This is a genomic window from Arthrobacter sp. NPDC093125, assembly GCF_044754225.1.
Lineage (GTDB): Bacteria > Actinomycetota > Actinomycetes > Actinomycetales > Micrococcaceae > Arthrobacter.
Genome location: NZ_JBIVOQ010000001.1, coordinates 637088 through 658155, shown reverse-complemented (window position 1 = coordinate 658155; position 21068 = coordinate 637088). Strand labels below are relative to the sequence as shown.

At 61.2% G+C, this 21068-nt stretch carries 18 protein-coding genes; 8 read left to right on the top strand and 10 right to left on the bottom strand.

Translation table 11 applies throughout. The features are described 5' to 3' along the window. The first annotated feature begins 135 nt into the window (after positions 1-135). From aceA to ACIP9X_RS03045, 3 genes are all read left to right on the top strand, one after another. Positions 136-1452 (top strand): isocitrate lyase, encoded by a 1317-nt coding sequence (aceA, locus tag ACIP9X_RS03055; protein WP_400478236.1) that lies wholly within the window; start codon positions 136-138, stop codon positions 1450-1452. Between the two features lie 83 nt (positions 1453-1535). Next, positions 1536-3188: a malate synthase A gene (gene aceB / locus ACIP9X_RS03050; protein WP_400478235.1), complete on the top strand. Its 1653-nt coding sequence runs from the start codon at positions 1536-1538 to the stop codon at positions 3186-3188. A gap of 271 nt (positions 3189-3459) precedes the next feature. Further along, positions 3460-3699 (top strand): hypothetical protein, encoded by a 240-nt coding sequence (locus tag ACIP9X_RS03045; protein WP_400478234.1) that lies wholly within the window; start codon positions 3460-3462, stop codon positions 3697-3699. A gap of 581 nt (positions 3700-4280) precedes the next feature. On the opposite strand, the gene ACIP9X_RS03040 is transcribed toward ACIP9X_RS03045, so the two are convergent. After that, the gene (locus ACIP9X_RS03040; protein ID WP_400478233.1) at positions 4281-5192 is read right to left on the bottom strand and encodes a MurR/RpiR family transcriptional regulator; all 912 of its coding nucleotides are present in this window, start codon (positions 5190-5192) and stop codon (positions 4281-4283) included. Between the two features lie 111 nt (positions 5193-5303). Between ACIP9X_RS03040 and ACIP9X_RS03035 the strand changes: the two genes are divergently transcribed. From ACIP9X_RS03035 to ACIP9X_RS03025, 3 genes are read left to right on the top strand one after another with little or no spacing between them, the layout of a single operon-like run. Next, on the top strand, positions 5304-6686 hold the full coding sequence (locus ACIP9X_RS03035; protein WP_400478232.1) for an MFS transporter: 1383 nt from the start codon (positions 5304-5306) through the stop codon (positions 6684-6686). Continuing rightward, complete coding sequence (locus tag ACIP9X_RS03030) at positions 6683-7135, top strand: hypothetical protein (protein WP_400478231.1); 453 nt, start codon at positions 6683-6685, stop codon at positions 7133-7135. Before ACIP9X_RS03035 ends, ACIP9X_RS03030 begins: the two co-directional genes overlap by 4 nt. A gap of 2 nt (positions 7136-7137) precedes the next feature. Then, a complete protein-coding gene (locus ACIP9X_RS03025; RefSeq protein WP_400478230.1) occupies positions 7138-8367 on the top strand; it encodes an amidohydrolase family protein in 1230 nt (409 codons plus the stop codon). Between the two features lie 514 nt (positions 8368-8881). On the opposite strand, the gene ACIP9X_RS03020 is transcribed toward ACIP9X_RS03025, so the two are convergent. The 8 genes from ACIP9X_RS03020 to ACIP9X_RS02985 form a co-directional block, all read right to left on the bottom strand. After that, positions 8882-9778, bottom strand: a complete 897-nt coding sequence (locus ACIP9X_RS03020) for a hypothetical protein (RefSeq protein WP_400478229.1) — start codon at positions 9776-9778, stop codon at positions 8882-8884. A gap of 150 nt (positions 9779-9928) precedes the next feature. Next, positions 9929-10513, bottom strand: coding sequence for an AAA family ATPase (locus ACIP9X_RS03015; protein ID WP_400478228.1), 585 nt, complete (start codon positions 10511-10513; stop codon positions 9929-9931). Positions 10514-10575: 62 nt separating this feature from the next. Continuing rightward, positions 10576-11352 carry an SDR family oxidoreductase gene (locus ACIP9X_RS03010; protein ID WP_400478227.1) on the bottom strand — a complete coding sequence of 259 codons (777 nt, stop codon included), beginning with the start codon at positions 11350-11352 and terminating at the stop codon, positions 10576-10578. After that, positions 11352-12848 (bottom strand): mannitol dehydrogenase family protein, encoded by a 1497-nt coding sequence (locus ACIP9X_RS03005; RefSeq protein ID WP_400478226.1) that lies wholly within the window; start codon positions 12846-12848, stop codon positions 11352-11354. Before ACIP9X_RS03005 ends, ACIP9X_RS03010 begins: the two co-directional genes overlap by 1 nt. An 82-nt stretch (positions 12849-12930) precedes the next feature. Continuing rightward, positions 12931-13911: an ABC transporter substrate-binding protein gene (locus tag ACIP9X_RS03000; RefSeq protein WP_400478225.1), complete on the bottom strand. Its 981-nt coding sequence runs from the start codon at positions 13909-13911 to the stop codon at positions 12931-12933. A gap of 43 nt (positions 13912-13954) precedes the next feature. Continuing rightward, complete coding sequence (locus ACIP9X_RS02995; RefSeq protein WP_400478224.1) at positions 13955-15040, bottom strand: ABC transporter permease; 1086 nt, start codon at positions 15038-15040, stop codon at positions 13955-13957. Further along, positions 15037-15801, bottom strand: a complete 765-nt coding sequence (locus ACIP9X_RS02990) for an ATP-binding cassette domain-containing protein (protein ID WP_400478223.1) — start codon at positions 15799-15801, stop codon at positions 15037-15039. The genes ACIP9X_RS02995 and ACIP9X_RS02990 overlap by 4 nt, the downstream gene beginning before the upstream one ends. Before the next feature lie 99 nt (positions 15802-15900). Then, positions 15901-16599: a nucleoside/nucleotide kinase family protein gene (locus ACIP9X_RS02985; RefSeq protein ID WP_400478222.1), complete on the bottom strand. Its 699-nt coding sequence runs from the start codon at positions 16597-16599 to the stop codon at positions 15901-15903. 363 nt (positions 16600-16962) lie between these two features. On the opposite strand from ACIP9X_RS02985, the gene ACIP9X_RS02980 reads away from it, so the two are divergent. Both ACIP9X_RS02980 and ACIP9X_RS02975 read left to right on the top strand, forming a co-directional pair. Beyond that, positions 16963-17982, top strand: coding sequence for a LacI family DNA-binding transcriptional regulator (locus ACIP9X_RS02980; protein ID WP_400478530.1), 1020 nt, complete (start codon positions 16963-16965; stop codon positions 17980-17982). A gap of 171 nt (positions 17983-18153) precedes the next feature. Continuing rightward, positions 18154-19404, top strand: a complete 1251-nt coding sequence (locus tag ACIP9X_RS02975) for an AGE family epimerase/isomerase (protein WP_400478221.1) — start codon at positions 18154-18156, stop codon at positions 19402-19404. A 135-nt stretch (positions 19405-19539) separates the two neighbouring features. Here the strand turns inward: ACIP9X_RS02975 and ACIP9X_RS02970 are convergent, their stop codons facing one another. Then, the gene (locus ACIP9X_RS02970) at positions 19540-20511 is read right to left on the bottom strand and encodes a hypothetical protein (protein WP_400478220.1); all 972 of its coding nucleotides are present in this window, start codon (positions 20509-20511) and stop codon (positions 19540-19542) included. Between the last annotated feature and the right edge of the window lie 557 nt (positions 20512-21068).

Here is a 21068-nt window from a genome sequence, read left to right as displayed (position 1 = left end):
GTTCTCTAGAAAGGGTCTTGAAAGTAAAGAAAAGTAGTTGTCACGGAAGAAACCGCACCGGACCACCGGCCTGAACTGCAAAGAAGCAGGGACAGTCGGACTGGACGCAAACTGTGCACAAACAAGGAGACAGCCATGACTGCAGCAATTGAGCCCACCCAGCAGACGCCCGAACAGCAGGCCGCCGCGCTGGAGCTCGAGTGGACTGCCAACCCGCGCTGGGGAGGCGTCACCCGGGACTACTCAGCGTCCGACGTCGTCCGTCTCCGCGGCAGGGTCTCCGAAGAGCACACCCTCGCGAAGCGCGGCTCCGAGAAGCTGTGGAAGCAGCTCACCGAGGAACACAAGGAAGGCAAGTACACCAACGCTCTCGGTGCCCTGACCGGCAACCAGGCCGTGCAGCAGGTCAAGGCCGGCCTGCGCGCCATCTACCTCTCCGGCTGGCAGGTCGCAGCGGATGCCAACAACTCCGGCCACACCTACCCGGACCAGTCCCTCTACCCGGCCAACTCCGTCCCCACCGTTGTGCGACGCATCAACAACGCCCTGCTCCGGGCCGACCAGATCGAGTTCTCCGAAGGCGTCCAGACCGTGGAGGACTGGCTGGTCCCGATCGTCGCCGATGCCGAAGCCGGCTTCGGCGGCCCGTTGAACGCCTACGAGCTGATGAAGTCCATGATCCAGGCCGGCGCCTCCGGCGTTCACTGGGAGGACCAGCTCGCCTCGGAGAAGAAGTGCGGCCACCTCGGCGGCAAGGTCCTGATCCCCACCCAGCAGCACATTCGCACCCTCAACGCCGCACGCCTGGCCGCCGACGTCGCCGGCACCCCGTCCGTCATCATCGCCCGCACCGACGCCGAGGCCGCCACCCTGATCACCTCGGACGTGGACGAGCGGGACCAGGAATTCATCACCGGTGAGCGGACGGCGGAGGGCTTCTACAAGGTCCGCAACGGCATCGAACCCTGCATTGCCCGAGCCAAGGCCTACGCCCCGTACTCGGACCTGATCTGGATGGAGACCGGGACCCCGGACCTGGAGCTCGCCCGGACGTTCGCCGAAGCCGTCAAGAGCGAGTTCCCGGACCAGATGCTCTCGTACAACTGCTCCCCGTCGTTCAACTGGAAGAAGCACCTTGACGACGCCACTATCGCCAAGTTCCAGCGTGAACTCGGCGCCATGGGCTTCACCTTCCAGTTCATCACCCTGGCCGGCTTCCACGCCCTGAACTACTCCATGTTCGACCTCGCCCACGGCTACGCCCGCGAAGGCATGAGCGCCTACGTCGAACTCCAGGAAAAAGAATTCGCCTCCGAAACCCGCGGCTACACCGCCACCAAACACCAGCGCGAAGTCGGCACCGGCTACTTCGACGACATCGCAACCGCGCTCAACCCAAACGCATCCACCCTGGCCCTGGTGGGATCCACCGAAGAAGGCCAATTCCACTAAGAAACTTTTCCAGCTGGTTAGCAGTGGGTGACGTTTAGCGTCACCTGCTGCTCTTCAGTTGTACCTCCACCAGGAGAACTCCGATGAACAGCTTCACCGACAGCATCAACATCAACGCCATTACTTTGACTGCCCAGCCCACCTGCCGGCAAAACGAGGTTCTCACTCCGGATGCTTTGGAGTTCGTCGCGCAGCTGCACCGGGCGACTGTCGAGCGCAGGCAGGAACTGCTGCACGCCCGGCGTACCCGGCGGGCAGAAATCGCGGGAGGGCAGGACCCGCGGTTCCTCCGCGAGACTGAATTCGTGCGCAACGACCCGCACTGGCGGGTCGCTCCGCCGGCCCCGGGCCTGGAGGACCGCCGCGTGGAAATCACCGGCCCCGTTGACAAAAAGATGACCATCAACGCCCTGAACTCCGGCGCCAGGGTGTGGCTGGCGGACATGGAAGACTCCTCGACCCCCACGTGGCGGAACGTCATCAAGGGCCAGCTGAACCTCACCGACGCCCTGGAACGCCGGATCGACTTCACCACCGAGGAGGGCAAGGAATACAAGCTCCGCCCGGCAGCCGAGCTGCCCACCATCGTTGTCCGGCCCCGCGGCTGGCACCTGCCCGAAAAGCACATGCTCGTCAACGGCACCCCGATCGCCGGCGGCATCGTGGACTTCGGCCTGTACTTCTTCCACAACGCCCGACGCCTCCTGGCCCAGGGCAAGGGCCCGTACTTCTACCTGCCGAAAATCGAGAACCACCTCGAAGCCCGGCTGTGGAACGACATCTTCATCCTGGCCCAGGACCTGCTCGGCATCCCGCAGGGCACCATCCGCGCCACCGTGCTCATCGAAACCATCACCGCAGCCTTCGAGATGGAAGAAATCCTCTACGAACTGCGGGACCATGCATCGGGCCTGAACGCCGGCCGCTGGGACTACATCTTCTCCCTGATCAAGAACTTCCGCACCCGCGGGCCGCGCTTCGTCCTGCCGGACCGCGACCAGGTCACCATGACCGCCCCCTTCATGCGGGCCTACACCGAACAGCTCGTCCGGGCCTGCCACAAGCGCGGCGCCATGGCCATCGGAGGCCCTGCCGCATACGTTCCCAGCAGGAGGGATCCAGCGATAAACGCTGAGGCTTTGCTGAAGACCCGTGCCGATAAACTGCGGGAGGCCAACGACGGTTTCGACGGCTCCTGGGTGGCCCACCCCGGCCTGGTGCCGGTCTGCCGTGAGGTGTTCGATGGCGTCCTCGGCGGGCGGCCGAACCAGCTGGACCGCCTGCGCGAGGACGTCACCCCCGATGACCGCGCCCTGATCAACGTGGCCGCCACTGAAGGGACCATCACCGAACAAGGAATCCGGAACAACATCGAAGTGGGCATCCGCTACCTCGAATCCTGGCTCCGGGGCAACGGCGCGGTGACGATCCACAGCCTGATGGAAGATGCCGCCACCGCGGAAATCTCCCGTTCACAACTGTGGCAGTGGATCTACTCCCGAGCCATCACCGACCAGGGTGAAATGGTCAGCCGCCACTGGGTGGAGGAGCTCCTGGACGAGGAATTCGCCCGGCTGGAACGCTTCGACGGTGACCGCTTCGAAGACGCCCGCGACATCTTCGAGGAAGTCACCCTCAGCCAAGACTTCCCTTCCTTCCTCACCCTCCCCGCCTACGCCCGCTACCTCACGGAGAACCGAGAAAGGGCAACGGTAGAGGAACTCTCGATGGCCTAGGAAAGCGTCGGTCAGACCATAGCCATCCGTCGCAACAGGAGACTCGAAAGCCGAGAATATGGGCTGACCGCGACTCGAGTAGTGTGCCGCGACAGCGGCGACTAACTCGGCGTTTGGCTCCGCGTCCCGCTTTCGCAACCGGGACGCGGAGCGTTCGTATGTACTCCGGTCAATACGTCATAACCATTCTTATGAGCGGCCACTAAACAAATGGGCTGGACGGGCAGTACCTGCCAATCAGCTGAGGCAGCTACCTAAAGGAGCCTTCACGATGGTTTTTTCTGCAATGTCGAACGAAAGTTGGGAATATGTCAACACGACACCTACAAAGTCGGTAAACGCTGAAAAAGAGCAACGGCTTACTGCAGAAAGCACCCCTCAAATTGAAGACGCTGACGCGACAACGCCTGGCGGCGGGTTCATTGTCAGCTGCGGTGAACGGAACACTCCTACTGCCATCCCAACAGAAGACGATTTGTGCACCGACTGGCTCCAAGAAGTGCCCTGTTGATGCGGAGCGGCGCTGTCGGCATCCATGAGGGCTGCTCCGTGGCAGAGTGACACATTTCCTTGGAAACGACTGGAAGCCTCCGGCTTTTTTATTACGCCAATAACGAGGATTCCGGCAGGACGTCCCATGTCATGTTGGGGTGTGCTCCAGCCTGACGAGCGCACGCGGTTGCCCCCGGTTCTCCACACTTGTATCCCTGCTGATGCCGTGATCGCTAGCGAGGACGGTTGGGATTCCATTCGCTGCGCCCTGCATCAGCTCGGGCGCCCGTTCCACGTACGCGTGGTTTTTCCCTCAGCCATAGGCGGCGGGGCGTGCTGCTGAGCCAGAGGGGTGCCTTTCCGCTCGGTTGAATAAGGCAAACGTGAGCGGAGGTGTGACCTATGGGCCCCCGGTTCGGAGCCGGAGGTTGATGGCCGTTACGTCGCCGAGAACCACAGGTCGTTCGTGTCGTACTTAATCTGGTTTTCGAGAATGAGGTTTTGCTGCAGGGTCTTTGGGAATTGAGCAGCTGAAAGCCAGGAAGTCGCTATCGGCACGCCTGTTGGCATTGTGAGTTCGGGGGTTTGTATCGCCCGATCTCAAGCCGTTGGTACGGTACGCGGAACCGAACGGTGGAGCAGCTTGAAGGTTTGCCAGCCCTCCTCGGCGGCGGCCAAACTTTCCCGGGTGCGGGCCGGATCCACTCGGGCCAAGGTCGCGACTATCCCCTGCTGGGCGGCCATTGCTGTGGTCAGGGAGGGGAAAAAGGATGTCCCTTCCGCTGGTGTCAGGACGATCTCATCAGCGGACTGCTCAAGTGCAGGCGACATATTGTCCGCAAGGACGATTACCTTGCTGCCCCTAGCCTTTGCTTCCGCCGCGGCGATGACAGCAACGTCGTAAAGCCTCCAGTAGGAACAGACGACAAGGGTGTCGGTCGCGGTCATCCTTGCGACATGGTTGGCGATCATGGCGGGACTATCCAGGAGTTGCCGCACGGGGTAGCCGGCGATGTGAATGTTATGGACGAGGGCATGGCCGACGGCGGCGAAGCTTCCCTGAGCGGTGACGTAGATGTTTTCCGAGGAAGCGAGGATTTCCGCGATCCGACTGATGCGTTGTTCGTCGAGGTTGCGCAGCGATGTCGCAAGGGAATCGGCGTCCTGCCGCAAAGAGGCACGAAACGGTGACTCCCCGCCGCTGTGGGTTTCAGAAACTTCCAACATCGAAAGATGGGCCAGGTAGCGTGTGCGGAGGTCCCGTTGCAAATCGGGCCATCCTGCATATCCCAGGCGCTGCGCCAGCCGGGTGACGCTGGAAACACTCGTTCCGGCCAGCTCCGCCAACTCCGCGGCAGGGGCGAAGCTTGCCTTGGCCGGCTGTGTCGTGATCAGGCTGAACACCTGCTGCGTGCTGCCCCCCAGCTCTTTGCCCGGAAGGAGGGAACGCAACCAGTCATCGACCGAATCGGCATCTGTTGTAGCTGCGACACGGACAGGATGCGCTGTCACACCATCTCCTAACTGCAAGATTACTTGCAGGTACCTATTGAGTGCACAATCTATTGCACCTAGTATTCCATGTTATCTGCATCACTCACATTAGCCCCTGAGGAGATCAAGGTGTCCCTTTCCGCGCGGCTCGACCGCCTGCCATTGAGCAGGCCGCACTACGCTTTATTGCTGATCGGAGGGCTTGGCTACACCTTCGATGGAATGGACAGTGCCGTCGTAGCTTTCCTCCTACCCGACGTTCGGGAAGTCTTCTCCCTCTCGGCCGTCCAGCTGGGGATGGTCGCGTCCTCGGCCCCATTCGGTTTTCTTTTCGGCGCGTTCCTCGCCGGTTACCTGGGCGACAAGCTGGGCCGTAAGGCTGTCATGATGTACGCGCTGGCGCTGTATGCGACGGCGTCCCTGGTGGCAGCGATGTCCTGGAACTTTGAAGTCTTCCTCGTCGCCCGGATCCTGGCGGGATTGGGAGCAGGAGCCGAAAGCGCGATCATTGCGCCCTTCCTGTCCGAGTTCGTGCCGAGCTACAAGCGGGGCTGGTTCCTTGGCGCGTTGGCCGGCTTCTTCTCCTTCGGTTTCGTCGGTGCCGCCCTGATTGGACGCTTCGTCGTACCGGTGTTTCCTGATGGGTGGCGGTGGGCGCAGGTCATCACCTTCATCCCCATCGTCATGCTGTTGTGGTGGCGGCGCTCCTTGCCCGAATCCCCCCGGTTCCTGATGAACGCCGGCAGACAAGCCGAAGCTGAAAAGGTTGTAAAGACCTTCGAGGACCGTGTCCTGAGTGCCACCGGTAAGGACCTGCCGCCCGTAGACCCGAATCATGCCGTGGAGCCGGAACCTGAGAAGTTCTCTTTGGGTAAGGCGATCAAGTTCCTTTGGGGCCCGCAAATGTGGCGGATAACGTCGGTGACCTGGTTGATCTGGTTTGTCATCACATTTTCCTACTACGGGTTCTTCTCCTGGATTCCGACGCTGCTGATCAGTAAGGGCCTGACTGTCACCACAAGCTTCACCTTCTCCCTGTACATCTACCTGGCACAGATTCCGGGATATTTCAGCGCTGCCTGGGTCAACGAAAAGCTCGACCGCAAGTACACGATCGCCATCTACCTCATCGGCTCCGCCATCAGTGCATTCTGGCTTAGCTCGATGTCGGACCCGGTCTGGATTACTGCGGCCGGTATCGCGCTGTCATTCTTCCTCAACGGCACTTACGCCGGTGTCTACGCCTACACGCCGGAGGTTTACCCGACCTGGCTGCGGGCAACAGGCGTGGGCCTGAGTTCCTCCTTCGGCCGGGTAGGTTCCATTACCGCCCCGTTGCTCATCGGCATCTTCGCCGCGCAATGGGGATTCGTCGGAGTATTCGGCATGACAACAGCGGTACTGGCCATCGGGGTCATCTGCACGTTGCTCTTCGCGGTGCGCACCAAGGGCAGGTCCCTTGAGGACATCACGATGGAAGAGATCAAAGGAAAGGAAGGAGTGCGCGCATGAGCGGCACCGAAGTCCATCGCCTGCAGGACGTTGAGCGGGCTGTCAAAGAAGAGGTCGGATTCAAACTGTTCACGATCCTGGCCTTCCGGGACCAGGGCCGGCAGATGGAAAGGATCTATTCCTCCCACCCCCGTGAATACCCGGTGGGAGGACGAAAGGATGTCACCCGCGACGTTGCCAAGGACTGGTTGGACGTATGCCTGGTGGCGCAGAAACCCTTTTTCGGGCAGACCCGGGCGGATGTCGAGTGGATCTTCAAGGACGCTGACCTCATTACCAGCCTTGGCTGCGGATCCATCATCAATGCACCAATACTCCGGGCAGACACCACAGTTGCGGCGCTGAACGTCTTGGACGCCGAGGGCGCCTACACGGAGCAGGACGTGGACAAGGTGCTGGACATCGCGCGGCGATACACCGCCACAATCTTGGAAGCAGCAGGAGAATGACAATGAACAACGACCTACTAATCAAGAATGCTTCATACCTGAACGTTGCCGAAGGACGCTACGAACAGGGCGACATCAAGGTCTCCGGCGGTTCAATCACCCAAATAGGATCTGAGCTGAAGGCAGACGGCGAAACGATCATCGACGCGAGGAACAAATTCGTCCTGCCCGGCCTGATTGACTGCCATGTCCACGTAACAGCAGCCACCGCCGACCTGGGCCAGCTCGGTGAATGGTCCCCCAACTATGCGGCGTTCAACACCGCCAAGCTCATGGGCGAAATGCTGGATCGCGGCTTCACAACCGTCCGGGACGCAGCCGGTGCAGACTTCGGAATCCACGATGCCCAAGCAGAAGGACTTCTGCGCGGGCCTCGGCTGTTTTTTGGTGGTAAAGCCCTCTCGCAAACCGGTGGCCATGCGGACCCCCGTCCCCGCGGACGCGATGCCTACGACGCCGGTTCCTGCTGCCCCCACATCGGCCGTCTGGCTGATGGCGTGGACGCAGTCAGACAAGCCGCCCGAGACGAACTACGCAAAGGTGCCCACCACATCAAGATCATGGCCGGGGGAGGGGTCGCGTCACCCACCGACCGAATCGACTCCACCCAGTACTCCCTCTCCGAAATCGAAGCTGCCGTGGAGGAAGCGACAGCCGCGAACCGATACGTCACAGCGCACGCCTATACCGGCCGGGCGATTAATCGCGCCCTGCGCGCCGGTGTCCGGGGAATCGAGCACGGCAACCTGCTCGACGACGAATCTCTGGAACTGTTCAAGGAGTTCAACGCATTTCTCACCATGAACCTCGTGACCTACTGGGCACTGGAAAGGGAAGGCCGCAAGTTCGGTCTGTCCCAGGAGAACTGGGAGAAGGTCGCGGCCGTCCTCGACGGCGGCTACGAAGCGTTGGGCAAGGCCCATGAAGCAGGCATCAACCTCGCCTACGGCTCTGACCTGCTGGGCGGGATGCAGGTTCACCAAGCCAAAGAATTCACAGTCCGCGCCAAAATCATGCCCGCGATCGACGTCATCCGCAGCGCCACCACAACGGCCGCGGCACTGCTGCAGCGCGAAGGGGAGCTCGGCACCATCGCCGTAGGAGCCCACGGTGACTTCGTCATCACCTCCGAGGACCCCCTGAAAGACCTCACCGTACTCGCAGAATCACGACTGGACTACGTTATCCAAGGTGGCGCAGTCGTTAAAGCGGGAACTGCCACCGACGCTTAGACAGAATGGCTAGATTCAGTGGCAGGTGCCACCCTTGACGCCTGCCACTGAACTCTGTCTCGCCAGCCCAATGACGCGAGGTCTGCCAGTCTCGCGTGAATGCCGGCAGTCGCAGGCGGAGGACGAGTGGAAACTGTATTCGCACCAGGTGCGAACATCCCAGGGCCAACACGAATAACGTCGGTTATCGGCGTTCCAAAACGGGCGGGGAGCGCGGTCAACCGAATCCATCGCCCAGTAGACAGAAAAAGATCGGGCCGTTATATCCTTTGCTCAGCGACTTCAGACCCGCTAGGAACCCGTTCCCGTATCCATTTTCCGAACCGCCGATAACCGGCCTTTCGTCAACCTGAATTTGCTGACAGGGTCGCAGGCTATCGTCGCCGAATAGGCCGACAAGCCCAACGTCTACGTCTCCACGGTGAGCTGTTGAAGGTTCGATTTGTCCGGTCACCGTCCTCAGGTGCCGGCAGCCGCTGTCTCATCTGTGTGGCTGCCGGCACCGATTTAATGGTTAGGAGACGACCAGGGTGCCGTCCACCACGGCTTCGAGTTCGTGCAGGCGGGGCAGTGCCCGTGTAGTCAGTAGCTGCTCACGGGTCTCGGATGAGACGGCGAGGCTGTCCTTCCACAGCGAGCGGCCGGCCATGGCACCGCCTGCTCCGTTAGCGACTGCGATCTCGACCTGCTTGATGAACGTCTCGTGGTCGACTCCGGCTGATAGCACTGCCCACGGCACCCCTGCGGCGGCTTCGGTGACGGCGGCGCTGGCTTCGGCAGATCCTGGGTACTGGAGCTTGAGGACTTTCGCGCCGCATTCAACGGAGAGTCGTGCTGCGTCCGCGACGAGGCGGGGGAACGCGGCGGCGTAGTCCTGCTCGCTTTCGTCTTCCAGGCGGTAGGCCAGGATTTCGACGATGAGAAGGAGGCCTTCCTTCGAGCATTCGGTGACGAGTTCGCGGATCTCTTCAGCGACGCGTGACGTGGCGTCCTGGAGGTCCGGGCGCATGTACCAGAGCATTTTGGCGACGTCGCCCCCGAGTTCGCGCACTTTGCGCGCGGACATGCCCGGGACGAACTTCGTGTAGCGCAGGCCCTCGATTGTTTCGAAACCGGAAGCGTCAAGGCCGACGACCAGGGCGGTGTCACGGGAGAGAACGCCCTCGTCTGCTACCCGGGGGAGCGCGACTTCGGGATCGAGCAGGATCGCCGGTGCGGCGTTGCCGAGGTACCGGACCAGGTCGGCCTTTGCATCGGAGAGCTGCTGGGCGGTGATTGAGCCGGGACCTTCGGGTGCGTTCATGACGGCCTTCATGCCATTGCGCTGATCCGCGGCGACGATGAGCATCTTGCCGCCGGGGGTCGAGATCGAGGCCATGCCGCGGCGTTCAAGGGTGGTGAGCTCGTTCATTGTGTTCTCCTGTTTTGGTGGTTGTGGTCTTGTGTGGTTGGCCGGTGTGGCGTGCCGGAGCCCGTTTGAGGGCGTGCTGGTCCGACGGGCGGCCCTTGGATCGTGCGGCCCGGTGCGGAGGGAAATGCTTCGGAGGGTTTTTGTGGGCGTTCAGTGCACGGGTTCGCGGACGGCGAAGTCGTCGAGGAAGTGGTTGATCTGGTCGGGCGGGGCGAGTAGTCCGTCGATTCGGATGTGCTGGACGCCGGGAGCGCGGGTTACGTCGGGGGAGAGGAAGCGGTCGGGTTCTTTGATCTTTTCGAGGTCACGTGCTGCCCCGCGGAGTTGCATGCGGACCACGACCTCCTCTGCGGGGGTGTCCATCCAGGCCAGGTGCACGTGGGAGGCCGGGATGGCCAGGCGTTCAACGAGCCGTGCCCACGCGGCCGGGAAGGTGCGTTCGGAGGTGAAGGGGGCGACCACCACGACGCTGTTGCCCAAGCCGAGATTTTCACGGGTGGTATCAAAGAGGCAGGTGTAGCGGATGTCGTTCACGCTCGCGCGCACTGGTGGTTCGGACGTTGGTACGTCGACGAGGAACTCGCCGCCCATGTATTCGAACAACGGGTTGGTGAGTGTGTCGAGGTCGAGGTAGGTCCAGCGGAGTTCGCGGGCCAGTCCCTGCGCGAAGGTTGTCTTGCCGCTGGCGGGAACTCCGCAGACGATGATCGCTTCGGCGGTTGGTTCTTCTGTCATGGAAGTGGGATCCGTTCGGGGTTTTGCTGGTGGTTTGCTTCGCGGCGTTGTCTGCACCGCCGTCAGCGGTTGGAGTATCCGCCGTCGATTGGCAGGGAGACACCGGTGATCATGGAGGCCGCATCGCTGAGCAGGAAGACGATGGGTGCGGCGACCTCGTCGACGGTGGCCCAGCGTCCGAGGGGCATTTGTTCGAGGAAGGGCCCGCCGATTTCTGGTCGTCCCCAGTAGAAGTTGGACATGTCGGTCATGACCACTGTCGGGTTGACGCTGTTGACGCGGATGTTGTGCTTGCCCAGTTCCAGTGCGGAGACCCTGGTGATGTTGTCCAGGGCGGCTTTGGACGAGCCGTAGGAGATGTGGCCGGTGAGGGCGACGAGGCTGGCCTGGCTGGAGACATTGACGATCGCGCCGCCGTTGCCCTGCCGGATCATGGAGGGTGCGGCGTACTTGATGACCAGGAGTGCGCCGCGGGCGTTGATGCTGATGACCTTGTCGAAGATGTCGATGTCGGTATCCTGCGGCGTAGCGATTTCGCCGCCAAAGCCGCCACAGTTGACGACGCCCCACAGGTCCAGGCCTTCGATAGCGTCCTTGATGCCTTCTTCGTCTGTCAGGTCGAAGGCCAGGGGCTGTGCTCCTGTTTCGTCACACAGGGTGGCCAGTGATTCGAGTGTCCGTGCGCTGGCGATGACCTTTGCTCCCGCTGAGGTGAGCTGCCTGACAGTGGCGGCTCCGATGCCGCCGCTTGCTCCGGTGACCAGGATGGTGCGGCCGTTGAAGTCGGTCACTGCTGCTCGTGTTTCGGCGCCGGCGCCGGTTGTTACGTGGTGGTTCATCAAGTTCTCCTTGCTGGTATTGCTTGGTCGGTGAGTTCTTGGACGGCGCTGAGGGCGCCGGCGTGTTTTAGGGCTTCGCGGGCTTGACGGTAGGCGGTGGTGAAGCGTTCGTTGTGGCCTAGGTTGCCGAAGACCTCGGTCAGGTTGAGGAATGAGCCCGGCTTGCGTTGGTCGGCGCCGGCGGCTGTTTGCAATTCGTGGCGCCGCCGGTCGGTGATTTCGATTGTTGTGCCTTGTTCGTCGGCGCCTTCGAGGAACCGCGACCAGGCGGCGATGACGAGGACTGCGCGGTTGATGGGGCCTTCGCGGTCGAGCTGTTCACGGAGGACGGGCAGGAGGAATTTGGGGATCCGTTCCGAGGCGTCGACCATTTGCCGTGCGAGGGTGTCCCGGATGGCGGGGTTGGAGAAGCGGTGGAGCAGCTCTGTCCGGTAGGCGTCCAGATCGATCCCCGGTACCGGCCGCAGCGTCGGCGTTGCTTCCTCTTCCATGTAGCCAAGGATGAACTCGGCGAATAGCGGATCGGAGCAGACCTCGTGCACGTACCGGTAGCCGGCGAGGTAGCCCAGGTAGCTCATTACCTGGTGGCTGGCGTTGAGCAGCCGAAGCTTCATCAGTTCATACGGTTCAACGTCGTTGACGATTTGTACGCCCGCGTCTTCCAAGGGTGGGCGGCCGTTGGTGAAGTTGTCTTCCAGGACCCACTGTTCGAATTGTTCGGCGACGACGGGCCATGTGTCCGTCAGCCCGTATGTGTTGGAGACGGAGTCGCGGTCGGGGTCCGTTGTGACAGGGGTGATGCGGTCGACCATGGAGTTCGGAAAGGCGACGTTTTCGCTGATCCAAGCGGCGAGGTCCGCGTCTTTGAGCCGGGCGAAGGACACGAGGGCTTTGCGGGCGACGTTTCCGTTTCCTTGAATGTTGTCGCAGGACATGACGGTGAACGGGGGAGTGCCTTGCGTACGCCGCTGCGCCAGGGCGGCGGTGATGAGGCCGAACACGGAGTGTGGAACGGTGTTGGGCTCCAGGTCCTGGATGACGTCGAGGGCGTGGGGGTCGAATTCCCCGGTGGTGTCATTGATGCAGTAGCCACCCTCGGTAACGGAAAGGGAAACGATGCGGGTATCAGGAGCGGCGAGTTTGGTGATGACTGCGCCGGGGTCGTCGGGCGCGAAGAGGTATTCGGTGATGGAGCCGATGATGCTGGCGGTTTCGGTGCCGTCAGGGGCCTTCAGCACGAGGGTGTAGAGGCCGTCCTGGCTTTTGAGGGCGTCACGCATCTGTGCGTCCGAGGGAAGGACGCCCACTCCGCAGATTCCCCAGTCCGCCGAGCCGCCCTGGTTCAGGAGCCTGTCGATGAACATGGCCTCGTGTGAACGGTGGAATCCGCCGACGCCGAAATGGACGATGCCGGTCTTGACTGCCGACCGGTTGTACGTCGGAACCGGCAGCCGGTGGGCAAGTCCTGGAAGGGCCGCCTCGTTCAGGGACGTCATGTCATTCTTTCCTTCAGTGGGAGGTTGAGCGGTGCTGTTGCCCGGTTCGTAGGCACGGGCAACAGCACCGTCAGTCCGGCTGCTAGCAGGAGGACTTGTAGACGTACTGGGCACCTTCACCGCTGATGTTGTCGGCGGTGATCTGCCGGAACCCGGTCTGGATGTCCTTTTGGGTGGATTCGCCCTTGATCGCCTTGATCGCCTGCTCCACACCCTGGGTGCCTATGGATGCCGGTTCCTGGGCGATCAGTGCCTGGACGACACCGTCCTTGAGCTGTTTGACCTGGGCCGGTCCGGCGTCGAATCCGACGATCTTGACCTGGTCCTGCTTGCCGGCCTGGCGGACGCCGGTTGCTGTGCCCTCCGCGGCGAATGTGTTTGCGGCGAAGACGCCGACAATGTCGGGGTCTTTGGCCAGGGCAGCGGAAACCAGCTTGGCTGCTTCGGCGGGGTCGTTGTGGCTGTACTGCACGCCCAGGTACTGGAAGGCTGGATCCGCCTTGGCTCCCTCTTCGAAACCTGCCACCCGGGCATCCGCTGTGGAGACACCGGGGTCCGTGGAGATCACGAGCACTTTTCCGCCGTCAGGGTTGAGGTTCTTGATCGCCTTGAAAGCTTCCAGGCCCCCGCCTTTGTTGTCCGAAGCCACCGACGACGAGGCGAAGGACGGATCCTGCACGGTCGTGTCCACCAGGACGACCTTGATGCCTGCCGCTGCGGCTGCCTTCAGCGGAGCCTGCATCGCGGCAACGTCTGTGGGTGCGATGAGTATGGCGTCCGGCTTCGAGGCCACAACGGAGTCGACGATGGGCTTTTGCAGTGTCGGGTCGAATTTGGCCGGGCCCTGGGTGTTGATGGTCGCCCCGGCTTCCTTGGCGGCGGCGTCAATGCCGCACTGCATGCTGACGTAGAACTCATCGCCGGCGACACCCTGGATAAAGGCCAGCTTCGGCTGCGCCGACCCGGAGGCCCCCGCGGAGGCATTGCCGCCGGCACACGCCGAGAGGGATGTTGCGGCCAGCATTCCGGCAGCGAGCAGGGTGATCTTAGGGGTCAACTTCATTGTCTAGCTCCTCTTTGCTTTTGGTCTGTTGGGGTTTGGGGAATCAGTTGGACCGACGGCGGAAAAGCCGTTTCTTGCCTTCGTCTTTGGCTGAATGACCGCGGGCTGCGGCGGCCCGGCGCCGCTGGTCGACGTAGACGGCGGCGACGAGGACCGCGCCGACGGCGACCTGCTGCCAGAACGGCTGGACGCCGACGATCACGAATCCGTTTTGCAGGACTGCGGGGATGAAAAGCCCGACGACGGTCCCGAAGATGGTGCCGACTCCGCCGAAGAGTGAGGTACCGCCGATCACGACGGCGGCGATCACGTTCAGGTTGGTGGCTGACTGGCCTGCGATGGCCGTGGTTCCGTACTGGGACAGCGACAGGATCCCTGCGACGCCGGCCAGCGCGCCGGAGAGTGCGTAGATGGAAATCAGCTGGCGGTCGACTTTCACACCCACCCGGCGGGCCGACTCCTCATTGGAGCCGATGGCGAAGGTGTAGAGGCCGAACCTGGTCTTGTGAAGCACGATCCCGAAGGCCACGATGAGCACTATTGCGATGAGGGAAATTGTCGGCAGCGTGGTTCCGGGAACGTTGCCGTATCCGATGGTGTCCTGCAGCACCGCGGGAACTTCACGGATGACCACGCCTCCGGTGATCACCTGGGCCAGGCCCAGCGCCGCACCGAGAGTGCCCAGCGTGACAATCAGCGGCGGTACCTTGGCCTTGGCGATGAGGACCCCGTTAAGCAGGCCCCATCCGAGTCCGCAACCGATAGAAACAATGATGCCCACGAACGCCGTTCCCCACCCGGTATCACCCATGGACTGCATGACCTTGGCGGCGACGACGCCGGAGAAAACGAGGTTGGACCCAACCGACAGGTCAATGCCCGAGGTCACGATCACAAACGTCATGCCGATACCCAAGACACCGAGGATGGAGACATTCTGGATGATCTGGCGGACGTTGCCCCAGGTCGGGAAGACTTCCGGTGCCATGGCGGCAAAGATCAGGAAGATGACCAGCAGGACGAGCAGGATCTGGAAGGACTGCACCTGCAGCACTTGCCGAAGGGAATGGGTGCGGGTCAGAACGCTGGCTGTCCCTGCCATGCGGGGGGCGGCTTCGGTGGTGGTCATGAGTGTGCTCCATCAAGGGCGCCGGTCATTGCGCCCACTAGTTCTTCCACGGACGTCTTTTTTGCCTCGTAGGTGGCTACGCGCCGTCCCAGCCGGAGTACCTGGACACGGTCGGCGACGTCGATGACGTGCGGCATCGAGTGGCTGATGAAGACGACGCCCACGCCCTTGTCCCGGACGCGGCGGATCGTGTCGAGCACATTCCGGGTCTGCACGACGCCCAGGGCGGCTGTAGGTTCGTCCAGGAAGATAACGCCTTTGGCCCAGGCCACGGCGCGTGCGATGGCGATCGCCTGCTTTTGACCGCCGGACATGCTGCCAACGGGGTCAGTGAGGCTTCGTACTGTGGCGCCCAGTTCGTCAAAGGCTTCACGGGACTTCAGCCGCATGGCCTTGTTGTCCATGAATCCCAGCCGGCCCTGAAACCCGGGCTTGGGGATCTCGCGGCCCAAAAACATGTTCTGCGCCGCGTTCAGATGCGGTGCCAGGGCCAGGTCCTGATAGACAGTCTCGATACCCAGGCTGTTGGCGTGGCTGGGCGAGGTCAGCTCGACTTCTCCGCCGGCAAAAAGGATCTTGCCCGAATCCAGGGCGAGATTGCCTGAGAGTGCCTTAACCAGCGTTGATTTTCCAGCGCCGTTGTCGCCGATCAGGGCAACAACTTCGCCGGCATTGACGTCAAAGTCAGCCCCGTCGAGGGCGCGCACGTTACCGAAACTGCGCGTCAGCCCGCGCGCTTCAAGAACCGGAATGGTAGTCATGGTCTGGCACCTGTCAGATGGTGGTCGGTTGTCCCGGTCCCGGCCGGCTGGCCGGGGACACTTCGTTGTGCTGTCACTCTTGCCTTCCTCTTTTCACACTTACGCGTTGATGTCCGGCCGGTGGGTGCCGGTCAAATTGATGATCAGATCGGCCCGTTCACGGGTGCCTTCTACGATCTCGGCGTTGCGCTGGTCGCTGCCCAGCGCCCATGCCTCCGCCTCCGCGGTCGGTTTCCCAAAGGCCTGGTGGCGCCGTACGAGCCTGCGCCGCCGCTCGTCATTGCCTGTGTCCAGATACCAGACGTGGTCAATGAGTTCCCTGCCCTCGCGCCAGCCTTCGGCATCCAACAGAAGGTAGTTCCCTTCCGTGATGACCAACGGAACCCCGCGACCCACCGGGACCGCGCAGCCAATGGATTCCTCCAGGCCCCGGTCGAAGACAGGGGCATAAACCACCGGTTCCCGGTTGGATTTCAGCCGCCGGAGCAAATGCGCATAACCCCACGGATCAAACGTGTCCGGTGCCCCCTTGCGTCCATGGGAACCATGGCGGGCAAGGACCTTATTGGCCAGATGGAACGCGTCCATTCCCACCAGGGCCGCCTGATCGCCCAGGGCGGTGGCAATGGCCTGTGCAGCAGTCGACTTTCCCGCGCCGGGCGCCCCGGTGATACCCAGCAGGCACCGGGTTCCGCCGGCAGCCAACGACCGGGCCCGCTCCACCAACTCATCCAGCGTGCAGTCCAGCCGCTGCGCCCCCTGGAACCGGGCCTGCGTCTGATCTTCAGCGGTAGTCATCGCCGTCTCCTCCGTTGGTCGTGCCACGGTGAAGAAGCTGTGCTGCTACACCCTTGAAGCGCTGCCTGAAATAACTGCGGAAGGTCTTATCGCCAGTACCCTGCCCGTTTTGCAGAGGACCAATGTGACCTGCCTGACAGCAATCTTGCTGTCCCCATGTCATCGATGTCAAGAAGGTCGGGCGATTTAATGTCATCGATGACATGCGGGTGCTTGAAGTTCCCCTGAAGTTGCGGCAGGATGGGAGAGCAGGCGATTGTCACCGATGACATATGAGGTGCTCGCGAAGACATTTCCCGCGTCAGCACGTAGGACGATGCGGCTGTTCCAAGCGGACGGTGAAGGAGCCGAAGAGTGACTACCATGCAGGACGTGGCCACGCGTGCTGGCGTGAGCGCCAAGACGGTTTCCAGGGTCTTCAATGACGACCCCCATGTCACCGAAGACACCCGGGAACGCGTACAAGCGGCTATGCGGGAGCTAAAGTACGTGCCGAACATGCTCGCGCGCACTTTCCGTGAGGGCAAGTCGGCCGTCATCGGCATTGCCGTACCTGACGTGGCTGATCCCTTTTTTGCAGCCGTCACTAAGGAAATCGAGCTGGCTGCACGTGAGCAGGACATGGCAATAGTGGTGACGAGCCTGGGCAATGATCCGTCCCTGGAACGAGGCATCATCGAAACGATTGCCCGGCATCAGATTGGAGGCCTCATTATCGCCCCGATCTCCGCCGACCAGTCCTACCTGGCACGTTGGCAGGACAGCTTTCCCATCGTATTCATTGACCGTATGCCTTCGAGGTTCAACGCCGACTACTTCGTGGAGGACGATTTCGGGGGAGCGTTTGAGGCGACGCGCCACCTTATCGGGCACGGTCACACGCGCATCGCCATCGTGGGGGATTCGACAGAGGTGCCCACTACCAGGCTGCGCCTGGAGGGTTACCTTGCCGCCCTGAAGGATGCCGGACTGCCGCGTGACGAGGACCTGGTCATGCTCGGTTCGCACAGCGCGGACTGCGCGGCCCAGGCCTGCAAGGCGTTGCTGGCACTGTCGGATCCGCCGACTGCCGTCTTCTCGTCCAACGCGCGATTTTCGATCGGCGTTTTTCCGGCCCTGCAAACGATGAACCGGACTGATGTTGCGCTCATCAGCTATGGCGACTTCACAATGGCCGATGTTCTCCAACCCGCTGTCACTGTCATCGACCAAGACCCTCGCCATGTGGGACGGGTAGCTGCCGAACGCGTCCTCGCCCGGATTGCTGCCCCTACCAAGAGGTTCCGGCGCAAGAATGTTCTGCCGGTCGAACTGATCGAACGGCAGTCCTGTCGGTCTCGCCCGGCGGTCAATGCCACGGCGGACATGGCTCGCGGTCCGTAGCCACCGCTCCGCTTCCTGACCGGGCAGGGCATGACCGCTGCAGTCAAGGCAACCGGCCCTGTGGAGGACATGGCTGCAGCATCGGTCCTGCCGCTTTGAGCAGACCGGCGCAGTCCGTCATCCGGGAAAGGTTTCCGGCAGGTAGCAGAATCCAGTACAGAGAGGCGACCCTTGCTTATCAATCCCGGCTCTCCGCAAAGGGCCATTCGTGATGCATCCACGCCTCTCATTGATTTCGCGAAGGCCTCAGCTGTTCCAGGGGGCTTCGGTTTCCTTGACCGCTTCGGTGCAGTGGAAAAGAATCGCCCGCCCGAGTGCTTCATAACCGCCCGGATGACCTACTGCTTCAGCATCGCCGCCCTGGCCGGCGTTCCCGGCGTCGAACGCTTCGCAGTGCACGGGGTAGCCAGCCTGTACGGCGCATTCAGGGACGAAACCTTCGGCGGGTACGCGGGTGCACTCGGCGGCACGCCCTCATCTCAGCGCAAACGCGCATACGATACCTGTTTCGTTGCGCTAGCAGCGTCCAGCGCAGCGACCGCCGGCATCGCCGGCGCGGACGAACTGACAACGGACGTCGCCGACCTGCTCGAGACCCGCTTCTGGTCGGCCGACGCAGGTGCGCTCGTCGAATCGTGGGACCGGGAGTTCGCCGAACCAGAACCATACTGGGGCGCCAACGCCAATATGCACGGGCTCGAGGCAATGCTCGCGCTCTACGGCTACAGCCGCAACACGGCATGGAGGGATTACGGCCTGCGGATCGCCGAAACGTTCATCAACAGGCACGCCCGCGCAGCCAAGTGGTGGCTTAACGAACACTATGGACCCGACTGGACACCGCTGCCAGACTTCAACGCCGACACTCCACGACACGAATTCCGCCCCTACGGAATGACGCCCGGCCACCTGTTCGAATGGAGCCGCCTCCTTCTCCAACTGGAGTCAACATTCGACCGGCCCCCTGTCTGGCTGCGCGAAGCAGCCGCCGGCCTCTACGAAACTGCCGTCGACCACGGATGGGCCATCGACGGCAAGAAGGGCTTCGTGTATACCGTGGACTGGAACGGGCGACCCGTCATTTCCGACCGGCCGCACTGGGTGACAGCGGAGGCATTATCTGCAGCAGCGACCTGGTCTCACCTTACGGGTGACGCGCGGTATGCAGCCCAGTTCGAAGAATGGGCCGACTACGCTCAAGCGCATTTCATCGACACCGTGCACGGCAGCTGGCACCACCTTCTTGATCAAGACAACCGCCCCAGCTACGCAATCTGGTCGGGGAAACCTGACATCTACCACGCCCTTCAGGCGACTCTCGTGCCACTCCTGCCTGTTGCTGAGAGCACAGCACGAGCCATCGTTACAGCTGACATCGGTCAGCGGCAAAGTCGAGCACCAGAACCCCCTGCGAAACATTAATGCCGACCTCCGCGCAAACAGCGATCTGAATCAACATTCTGCTGCCCCGTCCTGTTTTTCGAATGCCGATAACGGAGATTTCGTCAAGCTAAGGGAAGGGTCAGGTATCCTTATTTGAACGATTTGCTCCGCGAGTCAACTCCCTTCAACGAAGTCCTCCTCCCAAAGTTTTACGGGTGACTCCTTATAAAAGGAGGCACCGCCCTGAAGCTCTGCTTGTTCCTTAAAGGCATCCTTATCTTCTTCCGTCCATCTGTTAAAGACATCTGGACTGAGGTACCAGTTGTCCGTACCGTAGGTCATCCACCATCGCACAGATCTTTTCCATGTGTCCGGTTGCCAGAGACTCAGATGCTCTTTAAAGAGGTGCCCAAATAGATCCTTATTTCGTGTTGCAAATATAACGCGGGTACCGCCCAATTCTGGAAAGACGCAGCAAACAAGGGGCATCCGTCCGAGCATTGTATTAACCGTCTCTAGTCCAGTCAGGCACACAGGGCTTGGTTCGCTAAAGACCTTCGTTACATATGGAATTGTGCTGTATCTTTTTGCATCGTAAAGCTTCTGCGTGCTTGACCGCATCTCTTGAAGTACACCAAGCGCATACTCTTTGTCCTTGTACTGCATGTCATGTCGAATTGCAGAAGGAAGGTCGACATTAGAGTCTCCTCTCTCGGCTCTTTCCACAAGCTCGCTCACGGGTCGCCCGAAGGTGTCTCGGCCAGCTTCGAGTTCATATATGGCAAGGTCAATCGAGCGCAGCAGTTGCTCCACATATTCTCGCTCGTTAGCGAGGTGTCCGCGATTCTCCGCTTGCATGAAAACCTCTTCATGATCCTGGCAATAACCTGGAAATACCGATGCGCTACGGATACTGGTTTGCTGGTACTTGAGACCTTTTGGGCCCGCCAAAGTCCATGTAACCACTTGACCATTTTGTGAGACTCGGAAGAGCCCACCCTTTCGTTGGATAGTGTGGCTGCCCACGGTCGCAGACTGGCAAGCTTTTCCTTCTGCGATCCATCTGCAGTTCTGCGGCGTCTTCCTTAATGTCTTCCAAGCATCTGCTGTTTGCTGGAATTCTCGCATCCATTCTTTGTCGTGCATGTTAGCCCCTTAGCAAGATCTTGGTACAATTATGCCATAAACTTTGAGACGGCAACACCGACTTGTTCGACTCATTAAATTGCCCAGACAACTTGGAGATAGCCGATTCTCATGACCAAAGTAATGATCAACGTGGTCCGACAGTGTTGATGCCTGAATACGCCAAGAAGCTGCCGATGAATTGCCATGGGCAGCATGAGACGGGCGTATGAAATTACTCCATTCTTGGGGGGAAAGTTTTCGTAACGTTAGATTTAGAGCGTCAGACCCTATTGCCAATACATGGCGGAGTGTCCCCTTGTATCCTGACAAGGAGTTACGTTGAGATTGGTAAAGGTCGGTCTAGGAAGTGCCACTGGTGCCATCCAGTTAGTCGCGGCCTCAAAATAGATCCCGCCCAGCTTTCCGAGGCCGCCGACCGCCAGCAGCAACCGCTTGGACCGGGCGCCAATCGAAGGCCCGTCGGAAAGACTGGGAGATGGCGCCTAGGATTCGGACGTGAGCGTGCTGGATTCCTGGTTTTCCACCAAGCCATCCTATGAAAATCAGTTCCTGCC

Coding starts and splice junctions, on each gene's coding strand:
- aceA (WP_400478236.1), top strand. CDS start 136: ATGACTGCAGCAATTGAGCCCACCCAGCAGACGCCCGAACAGCAGGCC.
- aceB (WP_400478235.1), top strand. CDS start 1,536: ATGAACAGCTTCACCGACAGCATCAACATCAACGCCATTACTTTGACT.
- ACIP9X_RS03045 (WP_400478234.1), top strand. CDS start 3,460: ATGGTTTTTTCTGCAATGTCGAACGAAAGTTGGGAATATGTCAACACG.
- ACIP9X_RS03030 (WP_400478231.1), top strand. CDS start 6,683: ATGAGCGGCACCGAAGTCCATCGCCTGCAGGACGTTGAGCGGGCTGTC.
- ACIP9X_RS03025 (WP_400478230.1), top strand. CDS start 7,138: ATGAACAACGACCTACTAATCAAGAATGCTTCATACCTGAACGTTGCC.
- ACIP9X_RS03020 (WP_400478229.1), bottom strand. CDS start 9,778: ATGAACGAGCTCACCACCCTTGAACGCCGCGGCATGGCCTCGATCTCG.
- ACIP9X_RS03015 (WP_400478228.1), bottom strand. CDS start 10,513: ATGACAGAAGAACCAACCGCCGAAGCGATCATCGTCTGCGGAGTTCCC.
- ACIP9X_RS03010 (WP_400478227.1), bottom strand. CDS start 11,352: ATGAACCACCACGTAACAACCGGCGCCGGCGCCGAAACACGAGCAGCA.
- ACIP9X_RS03005 (WP_400478226.1), bottom strand. CDS start 12,848: ATGACGTCCCTGAACGAGGCGGCCCTTCCAGGACTTGCCCACCGGCTG.
- ACIP9X_RS03000 (WP_400478225.1), bottom strand. CDS start 13,911: ATGAAGTTGACCCCTAAGATCACCCTGCTCGCTGCCGGAATGCTGGCC.
- ACIP9X_RS02995 (WP_400478224.1), bottom strand. CDS start 15,040: ATGACCACCACCGAAGCCGCCCCCCGCATGGCAGGGACAGCCAGCGTT.
- ACIP9X_RS02990 (WP_400478223.1), bottom strand. CDS start 15,801: ATGACTACCATTCCGGTTCTTGAAGCGCGCGGGCTGACGCGCAGTTTC.
- ACIP9X_RS02985 (WP_400478222.1), bottom strand. CDS start 16,599: ATGACTACCGCTGAAGATCAGACGCAGGCCCGGTTCCAGGGGGCGCAG.
- ACIP9X_RS02980 (WP_400478530.1), top strand. CDS start 16,963: ATGCAGGACGTGGCCACGCGTGCTGGCGTGAGCGCCAAGACGGTTTCC.
- ACIP9X_RS02970 (WP_400478220.1), bottom strand. CDS start 20,511: ATGCACGACAAAGAATGGATGCGAGAATTCCAGCAAACAGCAGATGCT.